General features: G+C 62.8%; 25 protein-coding genes. 21 read left to right on the forward strand and 4 right to left on the reverse strand.

From position 1 onward, the window contains the following. Positions 1 to 119 precede the first annotated feature (119 nt). From VGD45_RS05955 to VGD45_RS06035, 17 genes are all read left to right on the forward strand, one after another. Positions 120 to 3,020, forward strand: a complete 2,901-nt coding sequence (locus tag VGD45_RS05955) for a monovalent cation/H+ antiporter subunit A (protein ID WP_349263226.1) — start codon at positions 120 to 122, stop codon at positions 3,018 to 3,020. Further along, positions 3,020 to 3,364, forward strand: a complete 345-nt coding sequence (locus tag VGD45_RS05960; protein ID WP_331154355.1) for a Na+/H+ antiporter subunit C — start codon at positions 3,020 to 3,022, stop codon at positions 3,362 to 3,364. Before VGD45_RS05955 ends, VGD45_RS05960 begins: the two co-directional genes overlap by 1 nt. Further along, entirely contained in the window at positions 3,361 to 4,989 is a 1,629-nt protein-coding gene (locus tag VGD45_RS05965) for a monovalent cation/H+ antiporter subunit D (RefSeq protein WP_331154356.1), read from the forward strand. The genes VGD45_RS05960 and VGD45_RS05965 overlap by 4 nt, the downstream gene beginning before the upstream one ends. Then, positions 4,986 to 5,471, forward strand: coding sequence for a Na+/H+ antiporter subunit E (locus VGD45_RS05970; RefSeq protein ID WP_331154357.1), 486 nt, complete (start codon positions 4,986 to 4,988; stop codon positions 5,469 to 5,471). The genes VGD45_RS05965 and VGD45_RS05970 overlap by 4 nt, the downstream gene beginning before the upstream one ends. Continuing rightward, positions 5,468 to 5,749, forward strand: a complete 282-nt coding sequence (locus tag VGD45_RS05975; RefSeq protein ID WP_331154358.1) for a K+/H+ antiporter subunit F — start codon at positions 5,468 to 5,470, stop codon at positions 5,747 to 5,749. The genes VGD45_RS05970 and VGD45_RS05975 overlap by 4 nt, the downstream gene beginning before the upstream one ends. Further along, the gene (gene mnhG, locus VGD45_RS05980; protein ID WP_331154359.1) at positions 5,746 to 6,063 is read left to right on the forward strand and encodes a monovalent cation/H(+) antiporter subunit G; all 318 of its coding nucleotides are present in this window, start codon (positions 5,746 to 5,748) and stop codon (positions 6,061 to 6,063) included. The genes VGD45_RS05975 and mnhG overlap by 4 nt, the downstream gene beginning before the upstream one ends. Before the next feature lie 163 nt (positions 6,064 to 6,226). Continuing rightward, positions 6,227 to 7,222: a hypothetical protein gene (locus VGD45_RS05985; protein WP_331154360.1), complete on the forward strand. Its 996-nt coding sequence runs from the start codon at positions 6,227 to 6,229 to the stop codon at positions 7,220 to 7,222. A 106-nt stretch (positions 7,223 to 7,328) separates the two neighbouring features. Beyond that, positions 7,329 to 8,591: a serine hydroxymethyltransferase gene (glyA, locus tag VGD45_RS05990; protein ID WP_331154361.1), complete on the forward strand. Its 1,263-nt coding sequence runs from the start codon at positions 7,329 to 7,331 to the stop codon at positions 8,589 to 8,591. 56 nt (positions 8,592 to 8,647) lie between these two features. After that, a complete protein-coding gene (gene nrdR, locus VGD45_RS05995) occupies positions 8,648 to 9,154 on the forward strand; it encodes a transcriptional regulator NrdR (RefSeq protein WP_331154362.1) in 507 nt (168 codons plus the stop codon). A 2-nt stretch (positions 9,155 to 9,156) separates the two neighbouring features. Beyond that, entirely contained in the window at positions 9,157 to 10,308 is a 1,152-nt protein-coding gene (gene ribD / locus VGD45_RS06000; RefSeq protein ID WP_331154363.1) for a bifunctional diaminohydroxyphosphoribosylaminopyrimidine deaminase/5-amino-6-(5-phosphoribosylamino)uracil reductase RibD, read from the forward strand. A 38-nt stretch (positions 10,309 to 10,346) separates the two neighbouring features. Then, a complete protein-coding gene (locus tag VGD45_RS06005; RefSeq protein WP_331154364.1) occupies positions 10,347 to 10,940 on the forward strand; it encodes a riboflavin synthase in 594 nt (197 codons plus the stop codon). 18 nt (positions 10,941 to 10,958) lie between these two features. After that, positions 10,959 to 12,065, forward strand: coding sequence for a bifunctional 3,4-dihydroxy-2-butanone-4-phosphate synthase/GTP cyclohydrolase II (gene ribBA, locus VGD45_RS06010; RefSeq protein WP_331154365.1), 1,107 nt, complete (start codon positions 10,959 to 10,961; stop codon positions 12,063 to 12,065). Positions 12,066 to 12,159: 94 nt separating this feature from the next. Continuing rightward, positions 12,160 to 12,636, forward strand: coding sequence for a 6,7-dimethyl-8-ribityllumazine synthase (gene ribE / locus VGD45_RS06015; RefSeq protein ID WP_331154366.1), 477 nt, complete (start codon positions 12,160 to 12,162; stop codon positions 12,634 to 12,636). After that, entirely contained in the window at positions 12,636 to 13,094 is a 459-nt protein-coding gene (gene nusB, locus VGD45_RS06020; RefSeq protein WP_331154367.1) for a transcription antitermination factor NusB, read from the forward strand. Before ribE ends, nusB begins: the two co-directional genes overlap by 1 nt. Before the next feature lie 29 nt (positions 13,095 to 13,123). Beyond that, positions 13,124 to 14,104 (forward strand): thiamine-phosphate kinase, encoded by a 981-nt coding sequence (gene thiL / locus VGD45_RS06025; protein WP_331154368.1) that lies wholly within the window; start codon positions 13,124 to 13,126, stop codon positions 14,102 to 14,104. 5 nt (positions 14,105 to 14,109) lie between these two features. Beyond that, positions 14,110 to 14,610 (forward strand): phosphatidylglycerophosphatase A, encoded by a 501-nt coding sequence (locus VGD45_RS06030; protein ID WP_331154369.1) that lies wholly within the window; start codon positions 14,110 to 14,112, stop codon positions 14,608 to 14,610. A gap of 52 nt (positions 14,611 to 14,662) precedes the next feature. Then, complete coding sequence (locus VGD45_RS06035) at positions 14,663 to 15,976, forward strand: serine/threonine-protein kinase (protein ID WP_331154370.1); 1,314 nt, start codon at positions 14,663 to 14,665, stop codon at positions 15,974 to 15,976. 74 nt (positions 15,977 to 16,050) lie between these two features. Here VGD45_RS06035 and folE2 read toward each other — a convergent pair whose 3' ends face one another. From folE2 to VGD45_RS06055, 4 genes are all read right to left on the reverse strand, one after another. Next, positions 16,051 to 16,884 carry a GTP cyclohydrolase FolE2 gene (folE2, locus tag VGD45_RS06040; protein WP_331154371.1) on the reverse strand — a complete coding sequence of 278 codons (834 nt, stop codon included), beginning with the start codon at positions 16,882 to 16,884 and terminating at the stop codon, positions 16,051 to 16,053. Between the two features lie 139 nt (positions 16,885 to 17,023). Continuing rightward, positions 17,024 to 18,913 carry a 1-deoxy-D-xylulose-5-phosphate synthase gene (dxs, locus tag VGD45_RS06045; protein WP_331154372.1) on the reverse strand — a complete coding sequence of 630 codons (1,890 nt, stop codon included), beginning with the start codon at positions 18,911 to 18,913 and terminating at the stop codon, positions 17,024 to 17,026. An 88-nt stretch (positions 18,914 to 19,001) separates the two neighbouring features. Next, positions 19,002 to 19,943, reverse strand: coding sequence for a farnesyl diphosphate synthase (locus VGD45_RS06050; protein WP_331154373.1), 942 nt, complete (start codon positions 19,941 to 19,943; stop codon positions 19,002 to 19,004). 3 nt (positions 19,944 to 19,946) lie between these two features. Beyond that, positions 19,947 to 20,228: an exodeoxyribonuclease VII small subunit gene (locus tag VGD45_RS06055; RefSeq protein ID WP_331154374.1), complete on the reverse strand. Its 282-nt coding sequence runs from the start codon at positions 20,226 to 20,228 to the stop codon at positions 19,947 to 19,949. A gap of 274 nt (positions 20,229 to 20,502) precedes the next feature. Between VGD45_RS06055 and VGD45_RS06060 the strand changes: the two genes are divergently transcribed. The 4 genes from VGD45_RS06060 (at position 20,503) to parE (ending at position 25,047) form a co-directional block, all read left to right on the forward strand. Beyond that, positions 20,503 to 20,919, forward strand: coding sequence for a rubrerythrin family protein (locus tag VGD45_RS06060; protein ID WP_203169133.1), 417 nt, complete (start codon positions 20,503 to 20,505; stop codon positions 20,917 to 20,919). Between the two features lie 169 nt (positions 20,920 to 21,088). Next, entirely contained in the window at positions 21,089 to 22,468 is a 1,380-nt protein-coding gene (locus VGD45_RS06065) for a heterodisulfide reductase-related iron-sulfur binding cluster (RefSeq protein ID WP_331154375.1), read from the forward strand. Continuing rightward, positions 22,458 to 23,060 (forward strand): DUF3501 family protein, encoded by a 603-nt coding sequence (locus tag VGD45_RS06070; RefSeq protein ID WP_331154376.1) that lies wholly within the window; start codon positions 22,458 to 22,460, stop codon positions 23,058 to 23,060. The genes VGD45_RS06065 and VGD45_RS06070 overlap by 11 nt, the downstream gene beginning before the upstream one ends. 97 nt (positions 23,061 to 23,157) lie before the next feature. Further along, positions 23,158 to 25,047 carry a DNA topoisomerase IV subunit B gene (gene parE, locus VGD45_RS06075; protein WP_331154377.1) on the forward strand — a complete coding sequence of 630 codons (1,890 nt, stop codon included), beginning with the start codon at positions 23,158 to 23,160 and terminating at the stop codon, positions 25,045 to 25,047. Positions 25,048 to 25,066: the final 19 nt, after the last annotated feature.

Genomic DNA, 25,066 nt, shown 5'->3' on the forward strand with positions numbered 1-25,066 from the left:
GAGGGCGCAGGAGTGCGCGTAAGGGAGCGGAATGATACGGCGCTCGATCATTGACGGCTACCCAGCCGATAGTCTGCAAGGCTACCCAGCCGATGCCCGATCATGCAGCATTGAGCCCGATGACCCTGTATCTCGTATTACTGTTACCGTTCCTCGGCGCCATGGGCGCGGCGCTGTTGCGAGCCAATGCCCGTAATCTGGAGGCATGGCTTGCGGCCGCCATCGCGGTTTCGTGCGCGACCTTGCTGGCGATGTTCTATCCCGACATGGCGGCGGGCCGCGTGGTGCGGGTCGCGGTGGACTGGCTGCCGCAGTATGGCCTGACCTTCGGGTTGCGGCTCGACGGCTTCGCGTGGATGTTCGCCATGATGGTGACGGTGATCGGCGCGCTCGTCGTGGTCTATGCGCGCTATTACATGTCGCCGGAAGATCCCGTACCGCGCTTCTTTTCGTTCCTGCTGGCGTTCATGGGCTCGATGCTCGGCGTGGTGTTGTCGGGCAATCTGATCCAGCTGGTGCTGTTCTGGGAGCTGACCAGCTTCACGTCGTTCGTGCTCATCGCGTACTGGTATCACCGCGCCGATGCGCGAGCGGGCGCACGCATGGCGCTGACAGTCACCGCGGCTGGTGGCATGTGTTTGCTGGCGGCGGTGCTCATGCTGGGTCACATCGCTGGCGGATATGACCTGGATCAGGTGATCGCGGCGACACAGGCCATCCACGCACATGCGTTGTATCCGGCGATCGTCGTGCTCGTGCTGCTCGGCGCATTTACGAAGAGCGCGCAGTTTCCCTTTCATTTCTGGCTGCCGCGCGCGATGGCCGCGCCGACGCCGGTGTCTTCGTACCTGCATTCGGCGACCATGGTCAAAGCAGGAGTGTTCCTGTTGGCGCGGACATGGCCCGTGCTTTCGGGCACCGATCTGTGGTTTGCGATCGTTTGTAGCGCGGGCCTCGCCTCGCTGCTGCTCGGTGCTTACGCGGCGACCTTCCAGCGCGATATGAAGGGCGTGCTGGCGTACTCGACCATCAGTCACCTCGGGCTCATTACGCTGCTGTTGGGCATGAACAGTCCGCTCGCGCTGGTCGCGGCCGTGTTCCACATGCTCAATCATGCAACGTTCAAGGCTTCGCTGTTCATGGCGGCGGGCATCGTGGATCACGAAACAGGCACGCGCGATCTGAAGCGTTTGGGCGGCTTGTATCACGCGATGCCCATCACCGCGACGTTGGCAATGGTGGCGGCCGCGGCCATGGCGGGCGTGCCGTTGTTGAACGGTTTCCTGTCCAAGGAAATGTTCTTCGCCGAGACCATGTTTGCAGGCGAGGCGCTGTGGCTACGCGTAACTCTGCCGGCCACGGCGATTCTGGCGGGCATGTTCAGCGTCGCGTACTCGGCGCGTTTCATTCGTCAGGTGTTCTTTGGAACCGCGCCCGACGAGTTGCCGCGTGCGCCTCACGAGCCGACGCGATGGATGTTGTTGCCGAGCGCGACTCTGGTGTTGTTGTGTCTGCTGGTGGGTACGTTGCCAGGGCGGACAGTCGGTCCTGTGCTGGATCTCGCGACTCGATCCATTCTCGGTGACGCACACATGCCGAGCTACAGCTTGAAGGTGTGGCACGGCCTGAATGCACCGCTGCTGATGAGCGCGGCCGCGTTCCTCGGCGGGCTGGCGATCCACGCCGTGTTGACCCGACAGGGTCATCCGGAAGGCGTGTTGACGCCGTTGTTCCGTCGCTTCGATGGCAAGCGCGCCTTCGCTGTCTATCAGATTTCGCTGGTGCGCGCGGCGACCTTGCTGGTGCGGCTCATTTCCTCGTCGAGGCTGCAAATTCAGTTGGGCTTGATCGTCGCCTTCGTGGTCGCGGCGGGCGCGGTCGCGACCGCTGGAGGGCTGCAGTTCGACTTCACTTCCGATTGGACGCAAATCGACGTGGCGTTCGCCTTGTTGTGGCTGGTGGGTGCAGCTTGCGCCATCGGGGCGGCGATGCAGGCAAAGTTTCATCGTCTGGCCGCGCTGATCATGGTGGGTTGTGCGGGCCTCGTGACCTCTCTCACCTTTGCATGGTTTTCAGCGCCGGACCTGGCGCTGACTCAGGTGAGTGTGGAAGTCGTAACCACCGTGTTACTGCTGTTGGGCTTGCGCTGGATGCCGAAGCGCTTGCCGCTGGAGTTGCTGAATCGAGATCGGCCGCGCGCGCGTGCTCGTCGCGTTCGTGACGTCACGCTTGCGATTCTCGCTGGAGCGGGAATGGCGGCGCTGGCTTATGCAGTGCTCATGCGGCCCGCCGGTCCGGGCATACGAGATTTCATCGTGGCGAACGCGCTGCCCGGTGGCGGAGGGCAGAACGTCGTCAACGTGATCCTGGTCGACTTCCGCGGGTTCGATACATTCGGCGAGATCACCGTGCTCGGCATCGTCGCGCTCACGATCTACAAGTTGCTGCGTCGATTCCGTCCCGCGCCCGAAGTCATGACCACGTCTTCGGAGAAGCGCGATCCGGCGCGCGAGCTGCCCGATCCTCGCGACCCGGTGCCGAGTGGCGCGCTGTTGGTGCCGGCGATCCTGGGCCGATTGTTGCTGCCGATGGCGGGCGTCGTATCGGTGTTCTTTCTCTTGCGCGGACACAACGAACCGGGCGGCGGTTTTGTCGGCGGCCTGGTGATGGCGACTGGCTTTATCGCGCAGTATCTCGTGAACGGAACATTGTGGGTGGAATCGCGGATGCGTATCCATCCGCAGTATTGGATAGGCGCGGGGCTGCTCTGCGCCGCAGGCGCCGGTGTGCTCGCCTGGTTCGCCTCGCGCCCATTCATGTCCGCGCTGGTGTGGGAGCCGAAGCTGCCGTTGTTCGGCAAGCTGCACCTGTCCAGCGTGTTGATCTTCGATCTCGGCGTGTATCTGCTCGTGGTCGGCACCACGACGCTGATGTTGATTGCGCTGGCGCACCAGTCGCTGCGTAGTCACCGTCGCGCGGCCGAAGCGGAAGAGATGACCAGTATCAGGATGGTGCGCTGATGGAGCTGATCTATTCCCTCGCGATCGGCATCTTCTGCGGCTGCGGCGTGTGGCTGCTGCTGCGGCCACGAACCTTCCAGGTGATTCTCGGGTTGGTGCTGCTGTCGTACGCGACCAACTTGTTTATTTTCGCGATGGGCCGCCTGACGCTCGACCGGCCGCCGTTGATCGATCCCAACGCCATAGCCGATGCCACACTCTATGACGATCCGATACCGCAAGCGCTGGTATTGACGGCCATCGTCATCGGCTTTGCGACCACGGCGCTGTTCCTGGTGATGTTGATCGCCTCGCGTGGCTTCACCGGCACCGATCATGTCGACGGCGTGGAGAGAAACGAATGAACTGGCTGCAGCATCTGCCGGTTCTGCCCATCGTCCTGCCGCTGGTAGCGGGCGCGCTGCTGTTGTTCCTGCCGCAGTCACGCACGCTGCTGCGCCCCTCGATTGGGTTGTTCTCGACTCTGTCGCAAGTCGCGATCGCGGCCTACATGCTCTATCGGCTGATCCGGCCGCAGCCCGGGTTGCTCGAGCATGGCGTCGAGGTTTACGTGCTCGGCGGATGGGTCGCGCCCTACGGCATCGTGCTGGTGGTCGATCGGCTCTCGGCGCTGATGCTGGCGTTGAACGCGGCCATCGCTTTGCCCGTGCACGTGTATTCGCTCGCGCGCTGGGATCGCGTCGGAGTGCACTATCACTCGCTGTTGCAGTTCTTGTTAATGGGACTGAACGGCGCGTTTCTCACCGGCGACTTGTTCAACCTGTTCGTGTTCTTCGAGATCCTCTTGGCCGCCTCCTATGGATTGCTGCTGCATGGTTCGAACGCCGTGCGCGTGAAGGCCGGCTTGCACTACGTCGCGGTGAATCTGACGGCTTCGCTGATATTCCTGATCGGAGTGGCGTTGATTTACGGCGCCTCGGGTACGTTGAACATGGCCGATATGGGCTCTGTTTGGACCACGCTGTCCGCCGCCGATCGCACGGTGTTCGAAGCGGGGATAGGAATTCTCGGGATCGCGTTCCTGATCAAGGCGGGTGTCTGGCCGCTCAACTTCTGGTTGCCGAGCGCTTACACCGCAGCGAGTCCGCCCGCGGCGGCGATGTTCGCGATTCTGACGAAGGTGGGCGTCTATGCGTTGCTGCGTCTGGGATCGTTGCTGTCTCAGCCCGAAGCCCCGGCGCCATTCTCCGGTCCATGGCTGTTCTACGGCACCGTCGCGACGATGTGGTTCGGCATCGTGGGCATGCTTGCCGCCCGACAGTTGAGCCGGCTGGTGGCGTTCTCGGTGATTGTTTCTTCCGGCACCTTGCTTGCCGTCTTCGCTCTCGGCATCGACTCGGCGATCGCGCCGGCGCTGCTGTATCTGATCGCCTCCGTTCCTGCGGGCACGGCGTTTTTCCTGATCGCGGGCATGACGGAGCGCCTGCGCGTCAACACCGTGGGCGAAACGATGGCGCCGCAGCCGACCACTTACACGGCTTTCATGGCCGGTGAACCGCAGGAGCCCGAAGCCGCTGATAACGAGCTGGATGAAGTCGGCGTCGCCATTCCCGCCGCGCTGGCCTTCCTGGGCATGGCGTTCGTCAGTTGCGTGATCCTCACGACAGGGCTGCCGCCCCTGGTGGGTTTCCTTGCCAAGTTCTCGCTGATCTCCGTGCTGCTCGGTGCGGCCATGGATGAGTCGTCGAAGGATGCCTGGCTGCTGATCGTTTCATTGCTTGCGGCGGGCTTCGCGGGCTTGATCGCTCTGACCAGTCGCGGCATTCGCAGCTTCTGGTTCAGCGGTCGCACGACGCCGAGATTGCGCTTCATCGAAGCCATGCCGGTGGCGTTTCTGATCGTGCTGTGCGTGACGATGACGGTGATCGCGGGCCCGGTCATGGAATATCTCGAGCTCGCGGCCGAGTGGTTGCATCAGCCGGATGCATATATCCACGCGGTGATTCCCGCCACGGAGTCTCCGCTATGACGCGCGTCCCCGTGCTGTTTCCTCTGAGTTTGGCCGTGCTGTGGCTCGTGCTCGCTGAATCGCTGTCGCCGGGCAACGTGCTGCTGGGCCTCGTGCTTGGGTTTGGCATGACGCTGACTTTTCAGAAGCTGCGGCCGGTCAGGCCGCGGCTGCGCCGACCCCAAATCGCGATCCGTTTGCTCGGCATGGTGCTGGTGGACATCGTCCGATCGAATATCGCCGTCGGGCGCGTCGCGCTCGGGCTGACCGGTGGACGCGTCGTGAAGTCCGGATTCCTCGACGTTCCCCTCGATCTGCGCGATCCGCACGGGCTCGCGGTGCTGGCCATGATTGTGACCGCCACTCCCGGCACCGTCTGGTCCGGCCTCGCGCAAGATTCGTCGATGCTCAAGCTGCACGTGCTGGACCTGCAGGATCCGGAACATTGGATCCGCACCATCAAGCAACGGTACGAGCGGCCGCTGATGGAGATGTTCGAATGAACGTAGTGCTGAACGCCTCGGTATGGTTCGCGCAGCTGTGTTTCGCCGTGGCGATGGTGAACGCCGCCATCATCATGATGCGAGGTCCGACCGCACAGGATCGTGTGCTCGCGCTCGACACGCTGTACATCAACGGCATGCTGACGCTGCTGCTGTTCGGCGTGCGGTGGACCTCGGACGTGCACTTCGAGGTCGCCATGCTGATCGCGTTGTTTGGGTTCGTCGGCTCGGCGTCGCTGGCGATGTTTCTATATCGAGGCGAGGTGATCGAGCCATGATGGCGGACGTTCCTCTCTGGGCCGCGGTGCCGGCCACCGTGCTGCTGATCGCCGGCGGGCTGCTCACGCTGGTGGGCTCCATCGGGCTGCTGCGGCTGCCCAACTTCTTCATGCGTATCCACAGTGTCTCGATGGGGAATACCCTCGGCGTGGGATGTGTGCTGGTGGCCTCCATGCTGCTCGATTCGGCGGTGGCGGGTCAGCTGGTCCTCCATGAACTGCTGATCACGTTGTTCGTGGTGTTCACCGCGCCCATCACGGCGATCCTGCTCATGCAAGCCGCGATCAGAAGAACCAAGCCGCCGCGCAAGTGATGCGCGCGGCGCAATCGCCGGTGGCGAGGGCGCTGCGTGAAAACTGAGGGGAAAGATCGCAGCGCGCTGCTGCTATGGCTATCGCAGCGACGTTGCGGGTAGAGTGCGGCCATCGTCAAAATCCCCTGCAGGAACCGATGTCCGCCGTCCGGGTGCTTTGTCCGTGAACGACACCAACTGTCGTGTCCTGCTCGTCTCCGGAGATGAGATCGCGCGCTATGGGTTTGGCGACGGGCACCCGTTCGGGACCGATCGCCATGAAGCGTTCATGCGCGAGCTGCACAACTGCGGCATGGACGGCCGGGTGCTTCGGGCCAGCGCCCGCCCCGCGACTCGGGAAGAGCTGGAGTGGTTTCATGCTCCCGCCTACGTGGACTTGGTCCGGGACCGTTCGGTGACCGGGCACGGTTATCTGGACGCAGGCGATACGCCGGCATTTCGTGGCGTCTACGAGGCAGCCAGCCATGTCGTTGGCGGGACACTGACCGCGGTCGAGGCGGTCATGGCCGGAACGGCGCGCCGCGGCTTCATTCCCATCGGCGGACTTCATCACGCGGCTCCCGAGCGTGCCGCCGGCTTCTGCGTGTTCAACGACTGTGGCATCGCTGTCCATTACCTGCGACACCGGCACGGGCTCAAACGCATCGCCTACGTCGACATCGACGCTCATCACGGCGACGGCGTGTTCTACGCCTTCGAAGACGATCCGGACCTGCTGTTCGCGGACCTGCACGAGGATGGCCGGTATCTATACCCGGGCACCGGGCGGGCCGATGAGACCGGGGCCGGAGCCGCCCGCGGCACGAAACTCAATATCCCGCTGCCGCCCGGCGCCGAAGACGACGCGTTTCACGACGCCTGGGCCCGCGTCGAGGAATACCTGCTGGCCGGCCAGCCCGAGTTCATCCTGCTTCAATGTGGCGCGGACAGCCTGGGTGGCGACCCCATCACTCATTTGCGCTTCACCGAGGCCGCGCACACCCATGCGGCCGCCCGCTTGTGCGCGATCGCCGACCAGCTTGGCCATGGCCGCGTGGTCGGCATGGGGGGCGGGGGCTACAACCGCCGCAACCTGGCGAAAGCCTGGACCGGCGTCGTCGGCGCCTTCCTGGACAGCGAGGCGCGGGAAGAGTCCTTGGGGGAAATCGCAGCCCGCTGAGCCCCCGTTCGAGCCAAGCCTCTGTACCCGCTCGGTTCCGGCCTAGCTGCCTCGGCTGAAACTCCCGCTTTCCCGTACAATCGGCGCCCCCACTGCCGAGGTATCCATGTTCCCCGCCAACGCCAACATCGCCGGCTTCGACCCGGAATTGCAGGTCGCGCTCGACGCCGAGCGCCGCCGCCAGGAAGCCCACATCGAGCTGATCGCTTCCGAGAACTACGCCAGCCCGCGCGTGCTCGAAGCGCAAGGCTCCGTGCTGACCAATAAGTACGCGGAAGGCTATCCGGGTAAGCGCTATTACGGCGGTTGCGAGCATGTGGACGTGGCCGAGCAGTTGGCCATCGACCGCGCCAAGAAACTGTTCGGCGCCGCTTACGCCAACGTGCAGCCGCACTCCGGCTCGCAGGCCAATGCCGCCGCGTATCTGGCGCTGGTCAATCCCGGCGACACCATCCTCGGCATGAGCCTGGATCACGGCGGCCATCTCACTCACGGCGCCAAGGTGAATTTCTCGGGCAAGCTGTTCAAGGCCGTGCAGTACGGCCTGAATCCCTCGACGGGTGAAATCGACTACGAGCAGGTCGAGCGTCTGGCGCAGGAACATCGTCCGCGCCTGGTCATCGCCGGCTTCTCGGCCTACTCGCGCGTCATCGATTGGGAACGTTTCCGCAAGATCGCCGACAGCGTGGGTGCTTACTTCCTCGTCGACATGGCTCACATCGCAGGCCTGGTGGCGGCGGGTGTGTATCCGAGCCCGGTTGGCATCGCCGACGTGACGACCACGACCACGCACAAGACCCTGCGCGGCCCGCGCGGCGGCATGATCCTCGCGCGTGAGAACGAAGAGGTTCAGAAGAAGCTCAACTCGCTCGTGTTCCCGGGCACCCAGGGCGGACCGCTGATGCACGTGATCGCCGCCAAGGCGGTGGCGCTGCTCGAAGCGTTGCAGCCGGAGTTCGTTGCTTACCAGAAGCAGGTCGTCGCGAATGCGCGCGCCATGGCAGCCGCTTTCATCAAGCGTAACTACAAGGTCGTGTCCGGCGGCACGGACAATCATTTGTTCCTGCTGGATCTGATCGGCCGTGACATCACGGGTAAAGATGCGGATGCGGCACTCGGCCGTGCTCACATCACGGTCAACAAGAACGCGGTGCCGAACGACCCACGTTCGCCGTTCATCACCAGCGGCCTGCGCATCGGCACGCCGGCGTCGACCACTCGCGGCTTCAAGGAAGCGGAAGTAACGGAAGTGGCCAACTGGATCGCCGACATCCTGGACGAGAACGGCAGCGAGGCCGCCGTCAACCGGACGCGCGCGAAGGTGGAAGAGATCTGCCGTAAGTTCCCGGTCTACGCGCAGGCCAAGTAACAAGGTCAGGTAACAAGGCCAGGTAACAAGGACACGCTCGGCGGTTTTCTCGGCATATGCATTGTCCCTTTTGTAATCACGAGGAAACCAAGGTCATCGATTCGCGGCTGGCCGGCGAAGGGCAGCAGATTCGCCGCCGCCGCGAATGTTTGAAGTGCGGCGAGCGCTTCACGACCTTCGAGACCGCCGAGCTGGTCATGCCTCGCATCGTCAAGAGCGACGCCAGTCGCGAGCCCTTCAATGAGCAGAAGCTGCGTAACAGTCTGCTCAAGGCGCTGGAAAAGCGACCGGTGGCGAGCGAGGGGTTGGATGCTGCCGTGGCGCATATCTGTCACAAATTGCGCGCGCTCGGTGAGCGTGAGGTGCCAGCCCGCCTGATCGGCGAGATGGCCATGGAAGAGCTGCACTCGCTGGACGAAGTGGCGTACGTGCGTTTCGCCTCGGTGTATCGCAGCTTCCAGGACGTGGAAGCGTTTCGAGAAGAGATCGAACGCATGCGCGCACGGGTGCGCGACACCGAAGGCCAGTTGCCGCTCTGGGCGGGCGGCGACAAGAAGAAATAACCGTGTTTTCCCCATTCGACGAGCGGATGATGCAGCGGGCGATCGAGCTCGCCGCGCTCGGTCGTCACACCACGCCGCCCAATCCGTGCGTTGGCTGCATCGTTACTCAAGGCGAGCGCATCGTCGGCGAAGGTTGGCATCGCAAGGCGGGTGAGCTGCATGCCGAGCCGATTGCTCTACAGGCGGCCGGCGCTGAGACCAAAGGCGCGACTGCGTATGTCACTCTCGAGCCGCATTCGTTTCACGGCAAAACTCCGCCGTGCACGGATGCGCTGATTCGAGCGGGTGTGCGCCGTGTCGTCATCGGCGTGCTCGATGCAAATCCGAAGGTCAGCGGTGACGGCGTGCGTCAGTTGGAAGCCGCCGGGATCGACGTGCAGGTCGGGCTGTTGGCGGACGCGGCGCGCGAGTTGAATCTCGGCTTCGAGAAACGAATGATCACGGGGCTGCCGCGCGTGATCGTGAAATCCGGGATCAGCCTGGATGGTCGTATCGCCCTCGCCAGCGGCGAAAGCAAATGGATCACTGGTGCTGCCGCGCGTGCTGATGTGCAGCGACTGCGTTCGCGGATGAGCGCGGTGCTGACGGGCGTCGACACGGTGCTGGCCGATGACCCGCAGTTGAATGTTCGCGATCCGTCGATCGATATGCTGGGCCGTCAGCCAATGCGTGTCGTGCTCGACAGCAAGCTTCGTACGCCGCCGGGCGCGGCTATGCTGAAGCTGTCAGGAGAAACATTGGTGTTTGCTGGCAGAGAGGCGGTCGATGGGCCGGCGGCTGCTGCCGCGACATCGCAGACGGCGAAGGCAGGTTCTGCCGCCGACGAACTGCGGCGGGCTGGAGCGGAAATCATTGCCGCCGACCTGGATCCTTTCGGCCGCATCGATCTCGATTTCGTGCTGCGAGAGTTGGGCCGCCGGATGTGTAACGACGTGCTGGTCGAATCCGGGCCCACGCTGGTGGGGCGAATTCTGCAGCTCGGCCTGGCGGATGAGTTGATCGCCTACGTCGCACCTGTCCTGCTGGGGCCGGACGCGCGCGCGATGGCGAATCTGCCACCCTTGCAAGGGCTGGAACAGGCACAAAGATATACAATGCACTCCGTCGACCGGATCGGCGACGACGTGCGATTGATTCTGCGGCGTCCCCTTTGACCCCCTCATTAGTCATTATTCATCGCTCACCGCTCGAAATGTTTACCGGAATTGTTCAGTCTATCGGCGAAGTGCGAGCCGTCACGCCGCGCGGCGGCGATGTCGAATTGCTGATCGGCGCGCCCGGTCTGGATCTGAAGTCGGTCGCCATCGGCGACAGCATCAGCTGCAGCGGTTGTTGCCTGACCGTGACGCGCATCGAAGGTGACGCTTTTGCCGCCGACGCTTCGCTGGAAACATTGAACGTGACGACGCTGGGTCAGTGGCAGACGGGCGCGCGCTTGAATCTGGAAAAGGCGTTGTGCGCAGGCCAGCCGCTCGGCGGACATTATGTGACAGGTCACGTGGATGGCATCGCGACGGTCGTCGAACGCGTGAACGATGCGCGTTCCATTCGCGTGCAGTTCGAAGCGCCGGCGCCGCTCGCTCGTTACATCGCGCGCAAGGGCTCGGTCTGTATCGACGGCGTCAGTTTGACGGTAAACGACGTTGATGGCGCACGTTTCTCCGTCAACTTGATTCCGCACACGCTCGAAGTCACCACGCTCGACGATTACCGCGCCGGCACGCGGGTGAATCTCGAGGTGGATATCATCGCGCGCTATCTGGAACGACTGAACGCTCCGGTCTGAGATTTGTTTGGGACTCGCATGAAGCTGAATACTATCGATGAGATCCTGGCCGACCTTCGCGCCGGCAAAATGGTCATCATCATGGACGATGAGGATCGTGAGAACGAAGGCGACCTGGTGATGGCCGGCGAGTTCGTTCGTCCCGAAGATGTGAATTTCATGGTGCGCTATGCGCGCGGCCTGATCTGTCTCACCTTGACGCGTGAGCGTTGCAGACAGCTGCGCCTGCCGCTGATGGTGAGCGAAACGCACGCCGATCATCGCACCAATTTCACTTTGTCCATCGAAGCGGCCGAAGGCGTGACGACAGGCATCTCCGCGCACGACCGAGCCGCGACGATTCGCGCCGCCGTGCGTCGCGATGCGAAGCCGGAAGATCTGCGCCAGCCCGGCCATATCTTTCCTGTGATGGCGCAGGCGGGCGGCGTGCTTACTCGCGCGGGCCATACCGAAGCGGGTTGCGATCTGACCAGGCTCGCTGGTTGCGAGCCGGCGGCGGCCATCGTCGAGATCTTGAATGACGACGGCACCATGGCGCGTCGCCCGGATCTCGAGAAGTTCGCCCAACAGCACAACCTCAAGATCGGCACCATCGCCGACTTGATTCGCTATCGGTTGGAAAAGGAGCGCTCGGTGGAGCGCATCGCCGAGCAGCAGGTGCAGACGGAGTTCGGACCGTTCCGCATGTTCTGCTACGAAGATCACGTGAATCGCACGGTGCACCTGGCGTTGGTCGCCGGTGAGGTGAGCGATGGCAAGCCGCCGCTGGTGCGCGTGCACTTGAAGAACACGCTGGGCGATGTGGTCGGCATTCACGAGCCCGCGCTCGGATGGCCGCTGCGTTCGGCCATGGCCCGCATCGCGAAGGAGGGGCACGGCGTGATCGTGATCCTGCGCCCCGACGAAACGCCGCGAGACCTGATGGATGCGGTGGCGGCGGTCAGCCAGCCCGAGAAGGCCCATACGCCTCGCCATGTCGGTCCTGAAGTGCTGCGAACCTATGGCATCGGGGCGCAGATCCTGCGCGATCTCGGTGTGACCCGGATGCGGGTGCTGTCCGCGCCCAAGCACATGCATGGCCTGTCGGGCTTCGACCTGGAAGTGGTCGAGTACGTCGACGCCTGAGGGGCCGCCCACGGGGACACAGGGGATAAAAGATATCCCCTTTGTCCTGGTATACTGCGCTACCCGGCCTGCGGCGCTAACCCCTTAAATTCCCATGGAATCCATCAAGACCCTCGAAGGCGACCTCCAGTGTCGCGAGCTGCGGTTCGCCGTCCTGGCGTCGCGCTTCAATGAGTTCATCGTCGATCAGCTGGTGAAGGGCGCGGTCGACTCGCTGCGTCGCCACGGCGCCAGCGACAAGCAGATCGAGATCATTCGCGCCCCTGGGGCGTTCGACTTGCCCGTGGTGGCTCGCAAGCTCGCGCTGAGCAAGCGGTATGACGCCATCATCGCGCTCGGCGCGGTGATCAAAGGCGCGACGGCGCACTTCGACTATGTCGCAGGCGAATGCGCCGGCGGCCTCGCCCGGGTAGCCAACGACACCGGCATTCCGGTTTCCTTCGGAGTGCTCACCACCGACACCATCGAGCAGGCCGTCGAGCGTGCCGGCACCAAGGCCGGTAACAAGGGCGCGGATGCGGCGGTGACCGCGATCGAGCTCGCCAACCTGCTGCGCAAGATCGAAGCTTGATGACTGACGAAGCTCCCAAACAAATTGCTCGTGGCACGGGCTCGCGCGCACGGTCGCTGGCGCGGAAGCTGGCGATGCAGGCTCTGTATCAGTGGCAACTGACGCAGCAGGACGCCGTCGAGATCAAGCAGCAGTATCTGGAAAGCGAGGACTCGGCGGGCGTCGACGAGGATCATTTCGTCGAGCTCGTCACCCAGACCATCGCTCGCAACGAACAGATCACCGGCGCATTGAAGCCGTTCGTCGACCGCCCGCTCGAGCAGCTCGACCCGGTCGAATCCGCCATTCTGATGATCGGCATGTACGAGCTGCAGCAGCGCCTCGATATTCCTTACCGCGTGGTGATCAACGAAGGCGTCGACCTGTGCAAGCGCTTCGGCGCCACCGACGCCCACAAATACATCAACGCCGTGCTCGATCGAGCCGCCCGCGAGATTCGCGCCGCTGAACGGCAATAGCCGCCGCCACGGACTGAGGTCTTCTAGCCATGAGCCTCGGAGAATTCGACATCATCGCCCGCTACTTCGCTCGCAAGAGCACGCGTGGCGATGTGTTGCTCGGCGTCGGTGACGATGCCGCCGTGCTCGATGTTCAGCCGGGCCGCAAGCTCGTGGTCGCCATGGACACCATCGTGGAGGGCGTTCATTTCCTCGCGGACTCCGATGCGGCGGACATCGGCTATCGCGCCATCGCGGTAAACTTAAGCGATCTGGCGGCCATGGGCGCGGAGCCCGCGTGGATGACGATGTCACTATCGCTGCCGCGTGCAAATGAGCAATGGTTGAGCGGCTTCGCGAGCGGCCTGTTCGAGCTGGCCGACGAATACAACGTCGCCTTGGTCGGCGGCGATACCGTACGCGGCCCTCTGGTGGTGACGGTGCAAATCGCCGGCTGGGTCGAAGCGGACGCGTGGCTGACGCGTTCAGGCGCGAAGCCGGGCGATCTGTTGTTTGTTTCAGGCATTCCCGGCGAAGCGGCCGCCGGTCTCGCTGTCATTCAGCGTCGCATGTTGGGCGGCGAAGCGGCGGCGTTTCTCAAACATCGCTTTCTCAGACCACGGCCGCGCATCGCGTTGGGACGGCAACTACGTACCGTCGCCAGTGCGGCCATGGATGTATCCGACGGTTTGATCACCGACCTCAAGAAACTTTGCGTGGCGAGCGGCTGTGGCGCTCAGCTGAACGTCGATCTGCTGCCGGAGTCGGCCGCCATGCGCGAGCTGTTCGAAGCCGATGACGGTCTGCAGTACGCGCTGGCGGGCGGCGACGATTACGAATTGCTATTTACGCTGCCTCCGGATCGCGCGCCTGCTGTGCTGAGCGCGTTACAGCTCGAGCAGCGAGTGACGCAAATTGGCGTCATGACGTTGGGCGAGGAGGGGACCGTGCAGTGCCTGCGCGACGGTCAGCCGTTCAGGATCAAGCGCGCGGGCTACGATCATTTCGCGGCCGGCGATCAGGGCAGCTAATACTTATGAAGTGGACCGCCGATCCCGCCCTGATGCGCGAGCCCGTGCATCTGATCGCATTTGGCTTCGGCAGCGGCCTCATGCCGAAAGCGCCAGGCACATGGGGGACGCTGGTCGCAATTCCAATCACGTTATTTGTGATGCAGTTCGGCTTTGCCGCGCATCTCGGTTTCGCAATCTTCGCGTCGCTTTTCGGAATCTACGTCTGCGGCGAGAGCGCGCGACGGCTGGGCGTGCACGATCATCCTGGTATCGTATGGGACGAGATCGCCGGGTTCGCCGTCACGATGTTGACGGTCCCGGCTAATTCCGCCGGAGGCGGATCGAGAATAATTTACTGGGTCGTCGCGGGGTTCGCCTTGTTCCGACTGCTGGACATCTGGAAGCCCTGGCCGATCCGGGAGGCTGATCACAGTCTCTCCGGCGGACTGGGAATTATGCTTGATGACGTTATTGCGGGCATTTTCGCGGCAGCGATCCTGCTCGGTATACGGTACATCCTCTAGTGCATGCATCCTGACGAGGGGCGCGTGCGAACGATAGTTCAGTGAGCCAGTAGTGAGCCCGAGCAGTGAGATGGGCGGTCTGATGGCACAGCGCAGCGCCACACGCGAACAGCGCATTCCCGAAAAGATCGGGAAATATGTCATCGTCAAAGAAGTCGGTCGCGGCAGCACCGGCGTCGTCTATCTTTCCCACGATCCTTACTACCGTCGCGACGTCGCCATCAAGGTCTACAACCTCGAGTCGCACGACGAGGACCGTCAGCGCGTCACGCGCAAAATGTTTCTTTCGGAAGCGCACATGGTCGGCATGCTGCAGCATCCGAACATCCTTCCTATTTTCGACGCGGGCGAAGAGAACGGTCACTACTACATCGTGACTGAGCACGTGCACGGCGCGCGCACGCTGTCCGCATACTGCAAGCCGGACAACCTGCTGCCCGTCGATGATGTGGTGGAGATCATGTACAAGTGCGCCAAGGCCCTGCACTACGCGCACAGCCGCGGCGTGATTCATCGTGACATCAAGCCGTCGAACATCATGCTCACGCAAGCCAACGACGTGCGCATCATCGACTTCGGCATCGCGCTGGTGGCGGACTCGGATATCTCGCGCATCGAGGGCATTGCCGGTAGTCCGTCGTACATGTCTCCGGAGCAGGTTCAGTCGCTGGAGATCACCAACCGGTCGGATCTCTATTCGCTCGGTGCGGTGTTGTACGAGATGCTGACCGGCTTCCGTCCGTTCCGCGGCGGCAATCTTTCCAAGCTGCTCCATCAAATCGTTTACGCCACGGCGCAGCCGATTCATTCGCTGCGACCGGATATTCCGGAGGTGCTGGAGACTTCAGTGGCCAAGGCGCTGCAGAAGGACCCGGCGAAGCGCTATCGCAACGGGTTGGAACTGGCGGCGGATCTGACCCGCGTTCACCAGGCACTGCGAGATGGCACGTCCAAGCTGGATCGCCAGGAGCAGTTCTCCATCCTGCGCACTTTGAAGTTCTTCCACGACTTCTCCCAGTCGGAGATTCTCGAAGTACTGCGCGCGAGCACGTGGCAGGACTACGAGGAGGGCGAGGAGATCGTCAAGGAAGGCGAAATGGACGATCGCTTCTACGTCATCGTTTCCGGCAGCGTCGCGGTCATGCGCAACGGCAATAACGTGGGGCAGCTGGAAGCGGGCGACTGTTTCGGCGAGACCAGCTACGTCCGCGGCGCGAAACGGCTCGCGACCATCAAGGCGCTGTCTGGAGTGACGTTGATGAAGGTCAGCTCCACTTTGCTCGAGCAGAGCTCGGCGGCGTGTCAGCTGCGATTCAACAAGGTGTTCCTGCGCAGTTTGATCAGCCGGTTGCAGAGCCCGAGCTGAGTCACAACGGGCACATTCGTCCACAAAAAAAGCCGGGCGAACCCCGGCTTTTTTAAAACAAAACTATGGCGGCGTTATAAGCCGACGACTTCGTCCTTGTCCTTCTCAATCAACGCATACGCCGAATGATTGTGGATGGACTCGAAGTTCTCCGCCTCCACCACATACGCGCGCACACGCTCTTCGTTGTTCATGCGAACGGCCACATCGCGCACGATGTCTTCGACGAACTTCGGGTTCTCATAAGCACGCTCGGTCACATACTTCTCGTCGGCGCGCTTGAGGATGCCGAACACCTCACACGAAGCCTCCGACTCCGCGATGTCGATGAGCTCTTCGAGGAACATATGACCGTCGACCTTGGCCTTGATGGTGATATGCGAGCGCTGGTTGTGCGCGCCGTACTTGGAGATGTCCTTGGAGCAGGGGCACAGGCTGGTGGCCGCGACGACGACCTTGAGCCACAACTCGGACTGGCCGTTGTGAAGCTCGCCGATGAGCGACGCCTGATAATTCATCAGGCTCTCCACGCCCGACACCGGCGCCTTCTTCATCACGAAGAACGGAAACTCCATCTCGATGTGACCCGTCTGTGCGTTCAGCTTCTCGGTCATCTGCGCCAGGATGTCTCGGAACGATTCGACGGAGATCTCACGTTCGTTACCATGGAGCAGCTCGACGAAGCGTGACATGTGGGTGCCCTTGAAGTTGTGGGGCAAGGCCACGTACATGTTGAAGTTCGCAATCGTGTGCTGCTCGCCGCTGGAGCGGTCCTTCACCCGGACCGGGTGATACACGTCCTTGATACCGACCTTGTTGATCGGAATGCGGCGGGAATCGGCGCGGGCCTGCACGTCCTCGATGGAGGTCGGGGGCGGAGACAGGACGCTTTTGGGCAGTGTCGACATACAGAGTTTCCGGACCGGGCCGGAGCACCGGCCTATGCTGGCAATCGATTAGGTCGAGGCCAGTATAGATCAAGGGGTGCGGAGGCCGTTCCCCCGTCCCGGAAATACACACATGCCCTAAATCGAGGATTGGCGGCGCTCAGCCGCCCACCGCCAGACGCTTTTCGCCCTGCCACCAGCGCGTAATTGCCGTCTCCAGCGACGCCATATCCAGCCCCGCGGCCGCCAGGCAGTCCTCGCGGGAGCCGTGCTCGATGAACCGGTCCGGGATGCCCAGGTTCAGGGTGGGCGGAATGTGACCGTGGGCGGCCAGACATTCGGTGATGGCCGAGCCGGCACCGCCGGCCACGACGTTTTCTTCGACGGTGACGATGGCGCGGTGACTGGCCGCCACGCGCACGATCAGCTCTTCGTCCAGCGGCTTGATGAAGCGCAGGTTCACCAGCGTCGCGTCGAGCTTCTCGGCGATCCGTTCGCAGAACGGAACCATCGCACCGACAGCGAGGATGGCGAGCCCACTGCGGCCCTCGCGCCGCGTTTGAGCTTTACCGATGGGCAGGGCGCGCATGGTCGATTCGATCGCCGTGCCCGGGCCCTGACCGCGCGGGTAACGCACGGCCGCCGGCAGGTTGGACTGCACGGCGGTGTACAGCATCTGGCGGCATTCGTTTTCATCCGCCGGCGCCATGACGATCAGGTTGGGAATACAGCGCAGGAACGACAGGTCGTAACTGCCCTGGTGAGTCGCGCCGTCGCCGCCGACCAGGCCGGCGCGATCGATCGCGAATGTGACGGGCAGATTCTGGATCGCCACGTCGTGAATCAATTGATCGTAAGCCCGCTGCAGGAACGTCGAGTAGATCGCGACCACCGGCCGCAAGCCTTCGCACGCCATGCCCGCCGCCAGCGTCACCGCATGTTGTTCGGCGATGGCGACGTCGAAATAACGAGCCGCGAAACGTTTGGAATATTCGACGAGCCCGGAGCCTTCGCGCATGGCCGGCGTGATCGCGACCACTTTCGGATCGGCCGCCGCCATGTCGCACAGCCACTGGCCGAACACCTGAGAGTAGCTCGGACCGCTGGCCTTCTCTTTGAAGATCACGCCGCTCTTGGCATCGAACGGACCCGGGCCGTGCCATTTGATCGGATCGGCTTCGGCCGGCGCATAGCCTTTGCCCTTGCGCGTGATCACATGCAGGAACTGCGGGCCCTTCAGGTCGCGCAGATTCTTGAGCGTGGCCACCAGCGCATTCACGTCGTGCCCGTCGATGGGGCCGATGTAGTTGAAGCCCAGCTCTTCGAAAATCGTGCCCGGCAGCACCATGCCTTTCATGTGCTCTTCCGAGCGGCGCGCGAGCTCCCACACCGTGGGCATGCGGCTCAGGACTTTCTTGCTGCCTTCACGCAAGGTTGCATACAACTTTCCGGAAAGCACGCGCGCGAAATAGTTCGAGAACGCGCCGACGTTTTCCGAAATCGACATGTCGTTGTCGTTGAGGATGACCAGCATGTCGACATCCAGACTGCCGGCGTGATTCAACGCTTCGAACGCCATGCCGGCGCTCATCGCGCCGTCGCCGATCACGGCGACCACGCGACGTTCTTCATTCTTCGCAGCCGCCCCGATGGCCATGCCGAGCGCGGCGGCGATCGAGGTGCTGGAATGACCGACGCCGAAGGTGTCGTATTCGCTTTCGGCGCGAGTCGGAAACGGCGCCAGGCCATCTTTCTGCTTGATCGTATGCAAACGATCGCGGCGACCGGTGAGCACCTTGTGCGGATATGCCTGATGACCCACGTCCCAAACGAGCCGGTCGTGGGGCGTATCGAAGACATAATGCAGAGCTACGGTGAGCTCGACGGTGCCGAGGCCGGCGGCGAAATGTCCGCCCATCTGGCTCACGGTCTCGATGAGATATTGGCGCAGCTCCGTGGCGACCTGCGTCAGCTCGCTGGCAGGAAGCTTGCGCAGATCGGCTGGTGAGCCGATCGCAGCCAGCAACGGATGAGGCGTGGCGGGATTCATGGCCGGCGAAGTCTACAGGAAACCAGGCGGACGATTGGTGGCGCAGTTCGGGCGAGCGGCGGATGAATCGTGGCGCTCAAGAGGGTGCTCAGTACTTCCGCAAGACCAGCCAGTCCGACATCGCCGCCAGCGGCGCGGCCTGCAGACCGGTTACTTTCAACGCGGCCAGCGCGCGAGCATGCAATTCATTCATGCGCTGACGAGACGGTTCGACGCCCGCGACGGAAGGATAGGTGGGCTTATCGAGCGCGCGATCCGCGCCCGTCGCCTTGCCGATCACCGCTACATCGCCTTCGACGTCCAGCAGGTCGTCCTGAATCTGAAAGGCCAGGCCGATGGCGCGCGCGTAATCGTCCAACGCGCGCCAGGTGGTTTCGGAAAGATTTGGAGCGCAAGCGGCGGCCATCATCACGGCGGCATGAATCAACGCGCCCGTTTTGCGAACGTGCATTTCTTCGACATCGGCCACGGATAACTTGCGACCGATGGCCGCGAGATCCAGCGCTTGTCCGCCGGCCATGCCGTTGGTGCCGCTCGCGACTGCCAGCAGCTGTACGAGCTTGAGTCGAACGGCCGGATCTGCCGGCGCGCCCGAGCCGCTTGCGAGCAACTCGAACGCCAGAACCTGCAGCGAGTCGCCGACCAGAATGGCCGTCGCTTCATCGAACGCCTTGTGACACGTCGGCCGCCCGCGGCGCAGATCGTCGTTGTCCATGGCCGGCAGGTCGTCGTGCACGAGGGAATAAGCATGAATCAACTCGACGGCGCACGCGGCTGCATCGAGCGTCGTTTCTGGAATACCTAGAGCCGCGCCCGTTGCATAAACCAGCGTGGGACGCACGCGTTTGCCACCGCCCAGCACGCTGTAACGAATCGCTTCGTGCAGGCGGCTCGGTTGAACGTCGATGGCAGGCAGGCGAGCCGACAATTCGTGCTCGACGCGTGCCTGCCAGATTTTGAGTTGCACGGCGAAGTTGGCCTGCGGGCCTGAAGCCAGCGAGGGCTCGACCAGCCTCGGTTGGAAGGACATGCGTTACCGCTCGTCGTCCGTGTCGGTGTCGAAAGGCGCGGCCGTGAACTCACCTTCGGCGCCGCTACGCTTGAGCAGGATCTCCACTTTCTGCTCGGCCTGCTTGAGCGCGCTCTGGCACGAGCGCGTCAGCTGCACGCCGCGCTCGAAGTGGCGCAGCGAATCGTCCAGCGACAGGTCGCCCTCCTCGAGCTTGTCGACGATGGCTTCGAGCTCGGCCAGCGAGCGTTCGAAATCGGCGGTCGGCTCGGTGGAGGTGTCGGCGGTGGGAGTTTTACTGGTCACGATACGTGAAATCGGGGTCATTGGCGGCGCGGCAAGCTTATAGCTTCTTGGCCACCAGCAACAGTTGATGAGAATGCTGAAAGAGCCCTTAATAGCAAATGAATACCAAGGCAGGACTCGACTCCGCGCCGTTGACTCCGTCAGCGGCCGGGACTAGATTCTGCGCGTTAGACTATGTCTAATGGGCCTGGGCCCCAGCCTATACAGTGGGCCCTCAAGGGCCGATTTCAGAGTTTCGCCACTTCCTACCCGCCGGCAATCGAGGTGAGCTGTAATGAAGAATCTGAAAGGCACGAATACTGAGAAGAATCTAAAGGACGCCTTCGCGGGCGAATCCCAGGCGAATCGTCGGTATCTTTACTTCGCAGCCAAGGCGGACGTGGAAGGCTTCAACGACGTGGCGGCGGTATTCCGTTCGACCGCCGAGGGCGAGACTGGCCATGCGCACGGCCATCTGGAATATCTCGAGGCTGTGGGCGACCCGGCGACGGGCCTGCCGATCGGTCCCACGGGCGCCAACCTGAAGGCGGCCATTGCCGGTGAGACCCACGAGTACACCGACATGTACCCGGGCATGGCCAAGCAGGCCCGCGACGAGGGTTTCGAGGAAATCGCCGACTGGTTCGAGACGCTCGCCAAGGCCGAGCGCTCGCACGCCAATCGCTTCCAGAAGGCGCTCGACACGCTGTAACCAACCGCCGGCGCCGTTTGCGCCCTTCGCGGTCAACGCGCACCGGGCCGGTCCTGCGCATCCATGCGCCCCCGGCATTCGGGCATCCTGCCCAGCACCGGCAGAGACATCTCTGCCGGCCGTTGGCTTTGCGTGTTCACTCAGTCCCAGCCATTCGCCAGGTAACTGCGTGTCCGAACAAAAAAACACCACAGCCCGCGAGGGCAGCCTGGAAGCGCCGACGCGCCATCCCATCGCGTGGCAAGATCCCGACTACGGCAACGAAGCGTCGCTGTTCAAAGAGCTGGAACGCATCTTCGACATCTGCCACGGCTGCCGGCGTTGTTTCAGCCTGTGCAATTCGTTTCCAACGTTATTCGACGCGGTTGACGAATCGTCGACCGGCGAAGTGGATGGCGTCGACAAGAAGGTCTACTGGGACGTCGTCGACCACTGTTATCTGTGCGACATGTGCTACATGACCAAGTGTCCGTACGTGCCGCCGCATCCCTGGAACGTCGACTTCCCGCACTTGATGCTTCGAGCCAAGGCATTCAAATTCAACAACGCTCCCGAAGGAGCGAAGCCGGTCACGCCGCGGGACAAGATTCTCAGCGCCACCGATCTGGTCGGCAGCATCGCGGGCATTCCGGTGATTGCCGAGGCGGTGAACGCCATCAACAAAACTGATTTCGGCCGCAACATGCTCGATCGGACCCTCGGCGTGCATCCCAAGGCGCCGGTGCCGGAATATCACAGCAACACCTATCGCAAGCGTCATTCAGCCAGGCAACATCCGCAGCTCGAAGCCAAACCCGCGGGCGATACGCGCGGCAAGGTGGTGTTGTTTGCGACTTGCTACGGCAATCGCAACGAACCGCAGCTGGGCGAAGATCTCACCGCGATCTTCGAGCACAACGGCATTCCAGTCAGGATCGCCGGGCGCGAGCGCTGCTGTGGCATGCCGAAGCTCGAAATCGGCGATCTGGAAAGTGTGGAGCGGCTGAAACAAGAGAACATTCCGGAACTCGCGAAACTGGTGGACGAAGGTTGGGACATCGTCACGCCCGTGCCATCGTGCACGTTGATGTTCAAGCAGGAACTGCCGTTGATGTTTCCTGACGATCCGCAGGTCATCAAGGTGCGGGACGCGATGTTCGATCCCTTCGAATATCTGTGGGCGCGTCACAAGGCGGGCCTGCTGCGAACCGAGTTCCCGCACAAGCTGGGCAAGATCAGTTATCACGTGCCGTGTCACTTGCGGGTGCAGAATCTCGGCATGAAGACGCGAGACATTCTGCTGCTGGTGCCGGAGACGCAGGTCGACGCCATCGAGCGGTGCTCGGGACACAACGGTACTTACGGCGTGAAAAAAGAATTCCGCGACGTGTCGATGAAGATCGGCAAACTGGTGATCCGGCGCGTCAGCGACTCCGGCGCCGACTACTATTCCAGCGACTGCCCGATGGCGGGTCGCCAGATCGAATCCGGCCTGGCCGGCGCCGACGAGGGCACGGCCACGCCGCCGGTGCATCCGCTCACTTTGTTGCGGAGGGCTTATGGGATCTGAACCTGTTCAGCGCGGCCGGCTCGGCCGGGCCGACTTGCTGAGCCTCGAACAGTATTCGACGGCCCGCAAGGAATTCCGCGGCCGAGTGCTGGAACACAAGCGCAACCGCCTGATCCCCATCGGCCCGAACGTCACCTGGGCCTTCGAGGACCGGCTCACCATCCAGTATCAGATCCAGGAGATGCTGCGCGTGGAGCGCATCTTCGAAGCGGCGGGCATTCAGGATGAGCTCGACGCGTACAACCCGCTGATCCCGGACGGCTCGAATTGGAAAGTCACGTTCCTGATCGAATTTCCCGATCCTGATGAACGCAAGCAACGCCTGGCGGCGCTCAAGGGCATCGAAGGCCGCTGCTGGGTTCAGGTCGCCGGCCTGGAGCGGTCATACGCCATCGCCGATGAGGACCTGGAGCGCGAGAACCACGAGAAGACTTCCTCGGTGCACTTCCTGCGCTTCGAGCTCGATGCCGAGATGGTGGCGCAGGCGAAGGGCGGGGCGCCGGTAAGCGTCGGCATCGATCATCCGAACTACAATTACGACGTCCAACTCTCGGAACCGCAACGCAAGTCGCTGGCTGCCGACCTGGTCTGAAGCGGCCGCCAGATCCCTGGGTGGATGTACAGGCGAAAGCGCGTGCTATCATCCGCGCCGCCCTAACTCTGCCCCTAACGAAATCAGCTCGTTACAGATGGCTCAATCGTATAACGCGTCCGACATCGAAGTTCTAAGCGGTCTCGACCCCGTGCGCCGGCGTCCCGGCATGTACACGGACACGAGCCGCCCCAACCATCTTGCCCATGAAGTCATCGACAACTCCGTCGATGAGGCCATGTCCGGGCACGCCAAGCGCATCGACGTGAAGGTGTACAAGGACGGCTCGCTGGAAGTCGCCGACGACGGTCGCGGCATGCCGGTGGACATTCATCCTCAGGAGAAGGTCAGCGGCGTCGAGCTCATCCTGACCCGCCTGCACGCTGGCGGTAAGTTCAACGATAAGAACTACAAGTTTGCCGGCGGTCTGCACGGCGTCGGCGTGTCCGTCGTCAATGCGCTGTCCAAGAACCTGGAAACCTACATCAAGCGCGGCGGCAAGGAATACAGCATCAGTTTCGCCTCCGGCAAACTGAAGTCGAAGCTGAAAGTGATCGGCGACGTTGGCGCCAAGAACACCGGCACGCGCGTGCGCTTCTGGCCGGATGCGAGCTTTTTCGAAACGCCGAATTTCTCGATCCCGAAACTGAAGCACGTGCTCAAGGCCAAGGCGGTGTTGTGCCCCGGTCTGCACGTCACGCTGGAAATCGAAGGCGGCGAGAAGGAAGAGTGGCAGTACTCCGGCGGCCTGAACGAGTACCTGACCGAATCGCTGGGTCAGGGCGAGTGGCTGCCTCAAGAACTTTTCACCGGCAGCATCGAAAGCGACGCGGAAGCCGTCGAATGGGCCCTGGCGTGGCGCATCGACGAAGGCCCGCGCGTCGAGGAAAGCTACGTCAACCTCATTCCGACCGAGCAAGGCGGCACGCACGTCAACGGCCTGCGCGTCGGCCTCACCGACGCCGTTCGTGAGTTCTGCGAATTCCGCAATCTGCTGCCCAAGGGCTTGAAGCTGGCGCCCGAAGACGTTTGGGACGGCGTCACTTACGTGCTCTCGATGAAGATGAAAGAGGCGCAGTTCGCCGGTCAGACCAAAGAGCGTCTATCGTCGCGCGAAGCTGCCGCGTTCGTCTCCGGCGTGGTGAAGGATCAGTTCGGTCATTGGCTGAACCAGCATCCGGAGTCGGGCGAGAAGATCGCGCAGCTGGCGATTCAGAGTGCGCAGACTCGCTTGAAGGCATCGAAGGCGGTCTCTCGCAAACGCGTCGTCGCCGGCCCGGCCTTGCCCGGCAAGCTGGCTGACTGCTCCTCGCAGGAGCCCGAGCGCGGCGAGTTGTTCCTGGTCGAAGGCGATTCCGCCGGTGGCTCGGCCAAGCAGGCGCGCGATCGCGAGTTCCAGGCAGTGATGCCGCTGCGAGGCAAGATCCTGAACACCTGGGAAGTCGATGCGAGCGACGTGTTGTCGTCTCAGGAAGTGCATCACATCGCCATCGCGCTCGGCGTCGACCCGGGCTCGGACAAGCTCGACGGCCTGCGCTATCACAAGGTTTGCATCCTGGCGGACGCCGACTCCGACGGTCAGCACATCGCCACGCTGTTGTGCGCGCTGTTCCTGCGTCACTTCCGTCCGCTGGTGCTGGCGGGTCACGTCTATGTCGCCATGCCGCCGCTGTATCGCATCGACTTGGGCAAGCAGGTGTTCTATGCGCTCGACGACGCGGAACGTCAGGGCACGCTCGATCGGCTCGCTGCGGAACATCCGCGTGGCAAGCCGACGGTCACTCGCTTCAAAGGTCTGGGTGAGATGAGCGCTCTGCAGTTGCGCGAAACCACCATGGCGCCGGAAACGCGCCGCCTGGTGCAACTCACCGTGGACGCGAAAGACGAAGCCGACTCGACGATGGACATGCTGCTGGCGAAGAAGCGCGCGAGCGATCGCCGCGAATGGCTCGAGACCAAGGGCAACCTAGCCGAAGTCGTTCCCTGAGCCGCGCCGCCGTCACTCA

It is taken from the genome of Steroidobacter sp., assembly GCF_036402275.1.
GTDB lineage: Bacteria > Pseudomonadota > Gammaproteobacteria > Steroidobacterales > Steroidobacteraceae > Steroidobacter.

Coding starts and splice junctions, on each gene's coding strand:
- VGD45_RS05955 (WP_349263226.1), top strand. CDS start 120: ATGACCCTGTATCTCGTATTACTGTTACCGTTCCTCGGCGCCATGGGC.
- VGD45_RS05960 (WP_331154355.1), top strand. CDS start 3,020: ATGGAGCTGATCTATTCCCTCGCGATCGGCATCTTCTGCGGCTGCGGC.
- VGD45_RS05965 (WP_331154356.1), top strand. CDS start 3,361: ATGAACTGGCTGCAGCATCTGCCGGTTCTGCCCATCGTCCTGCCGCTG.
- VGD45_RS05970 (WP_331154357.1), top strand. CDS start 4,986: ATGACGCGCGTCCCCGTGCTGTTTCCTCTGAGTTTGGCCGTGCTGTGG.
- VGD45_RS05975 (WP_331154358.1), top strand. CDS start 5,468: ATGAACGTAGTGCTGAACGCCTCGGTATGGTTCGCGCAGCTGTGTTTC.
- mnhG (WP_331154359.1), top strand. CDS start 5,746: ATGATGGCGGACGTTCCTCTCTGGGCCGCGGTGCCGGCCACCGTGCTG.
- glyA (WP_331154361.1), top strand. CDS start 7,329: ATGTTCCCCGCCAACGCCAACATCGCCGGCTTCGACCCGGAATTGCAG.
- nrdR (WP_331154362.1), top strand. CDS start 8,648: ATGCATTGTCCCTTTTGTAATCACGAGGAAACCAAGGTCATCGATTCG.
- VGD45_RS06005 (WP_331154364.1), top strand. CDS start 10,347: ATGTTTACCGGAATTGTTCAGTCTATCGGCGAAGTGCGAGCCGTCACG.
- ribBA (WP_331154365.1), top strand. CDS start 10,959: ATGAAGCTGAATACTATCGATGAGATCCTGGCCGACCTTCGCGCCGGC.
- ribE (WP_331154366.1), top strand. CDS start 12,160: ATGGAATCCATCAAGACCCTCGAAGGCGACCTCCAGTGTCGCGAGCTG.
- nusB (WP_331154367.1), top strand. CDS start 12,636: ATGACTGACGAAGCTCCCAAACAAATTGCTCGTGGCACGGGCTCGCGC.
- thiL (WP_331154368.1), top strand. CDS start 13,124: ATGAGCCTCGGAGAATTCGACATCATCGCCCGCTACTTCGCTCGCAAG.
- VGD45_RS06030 (WP_331154369.1), top strand. CDS start 14,110: ATGAAGTGGACCGCCGATCCCGCCCTGATGCGCGAGCCCGTGCATCTG.
- folE2 (WP_331154371.1), bottom strand. CDS start 16,884: ATGTCGACACTGCCCAAAAGCGTCCTGTCTCCGCCCCCGACCTCCATC.
- dxs (WP_331154372.1), bottom strand. CDS start 18,913: ATGAATCCCGCCACGCCTCATCCGTTGCTGGCTGCGATCGGCTCACCA.
- VGD45_RS06050 (WP_331154373.1), bottom strand. CDS start 19,943: ATGTCCTTCCAACCGAGGCTGGTCGAGCCCTCGCTGGCTTCAGGCCCG.
- VGD45_RS06060 (WP_203169133.1), top strand. CDS start 20,503: ATGAAGAATCTGAAAGGCACGAATACTGAGAAGAATCTAAAGGACGCC.
- VGD45_RS06070 (WP_331154376.1), top strand. CDS start 22,458: ATGGGATCTGAACCTGTTCAGCGCGGCCGGCTCGGCCGGGCCGACTTG.
- parE (WP_331154377.1), top strand. CDS start 23,158: ATGGCTCAATCGTATAACGCGTCCGACATCGAAGTTCTAAGCGGTCTC.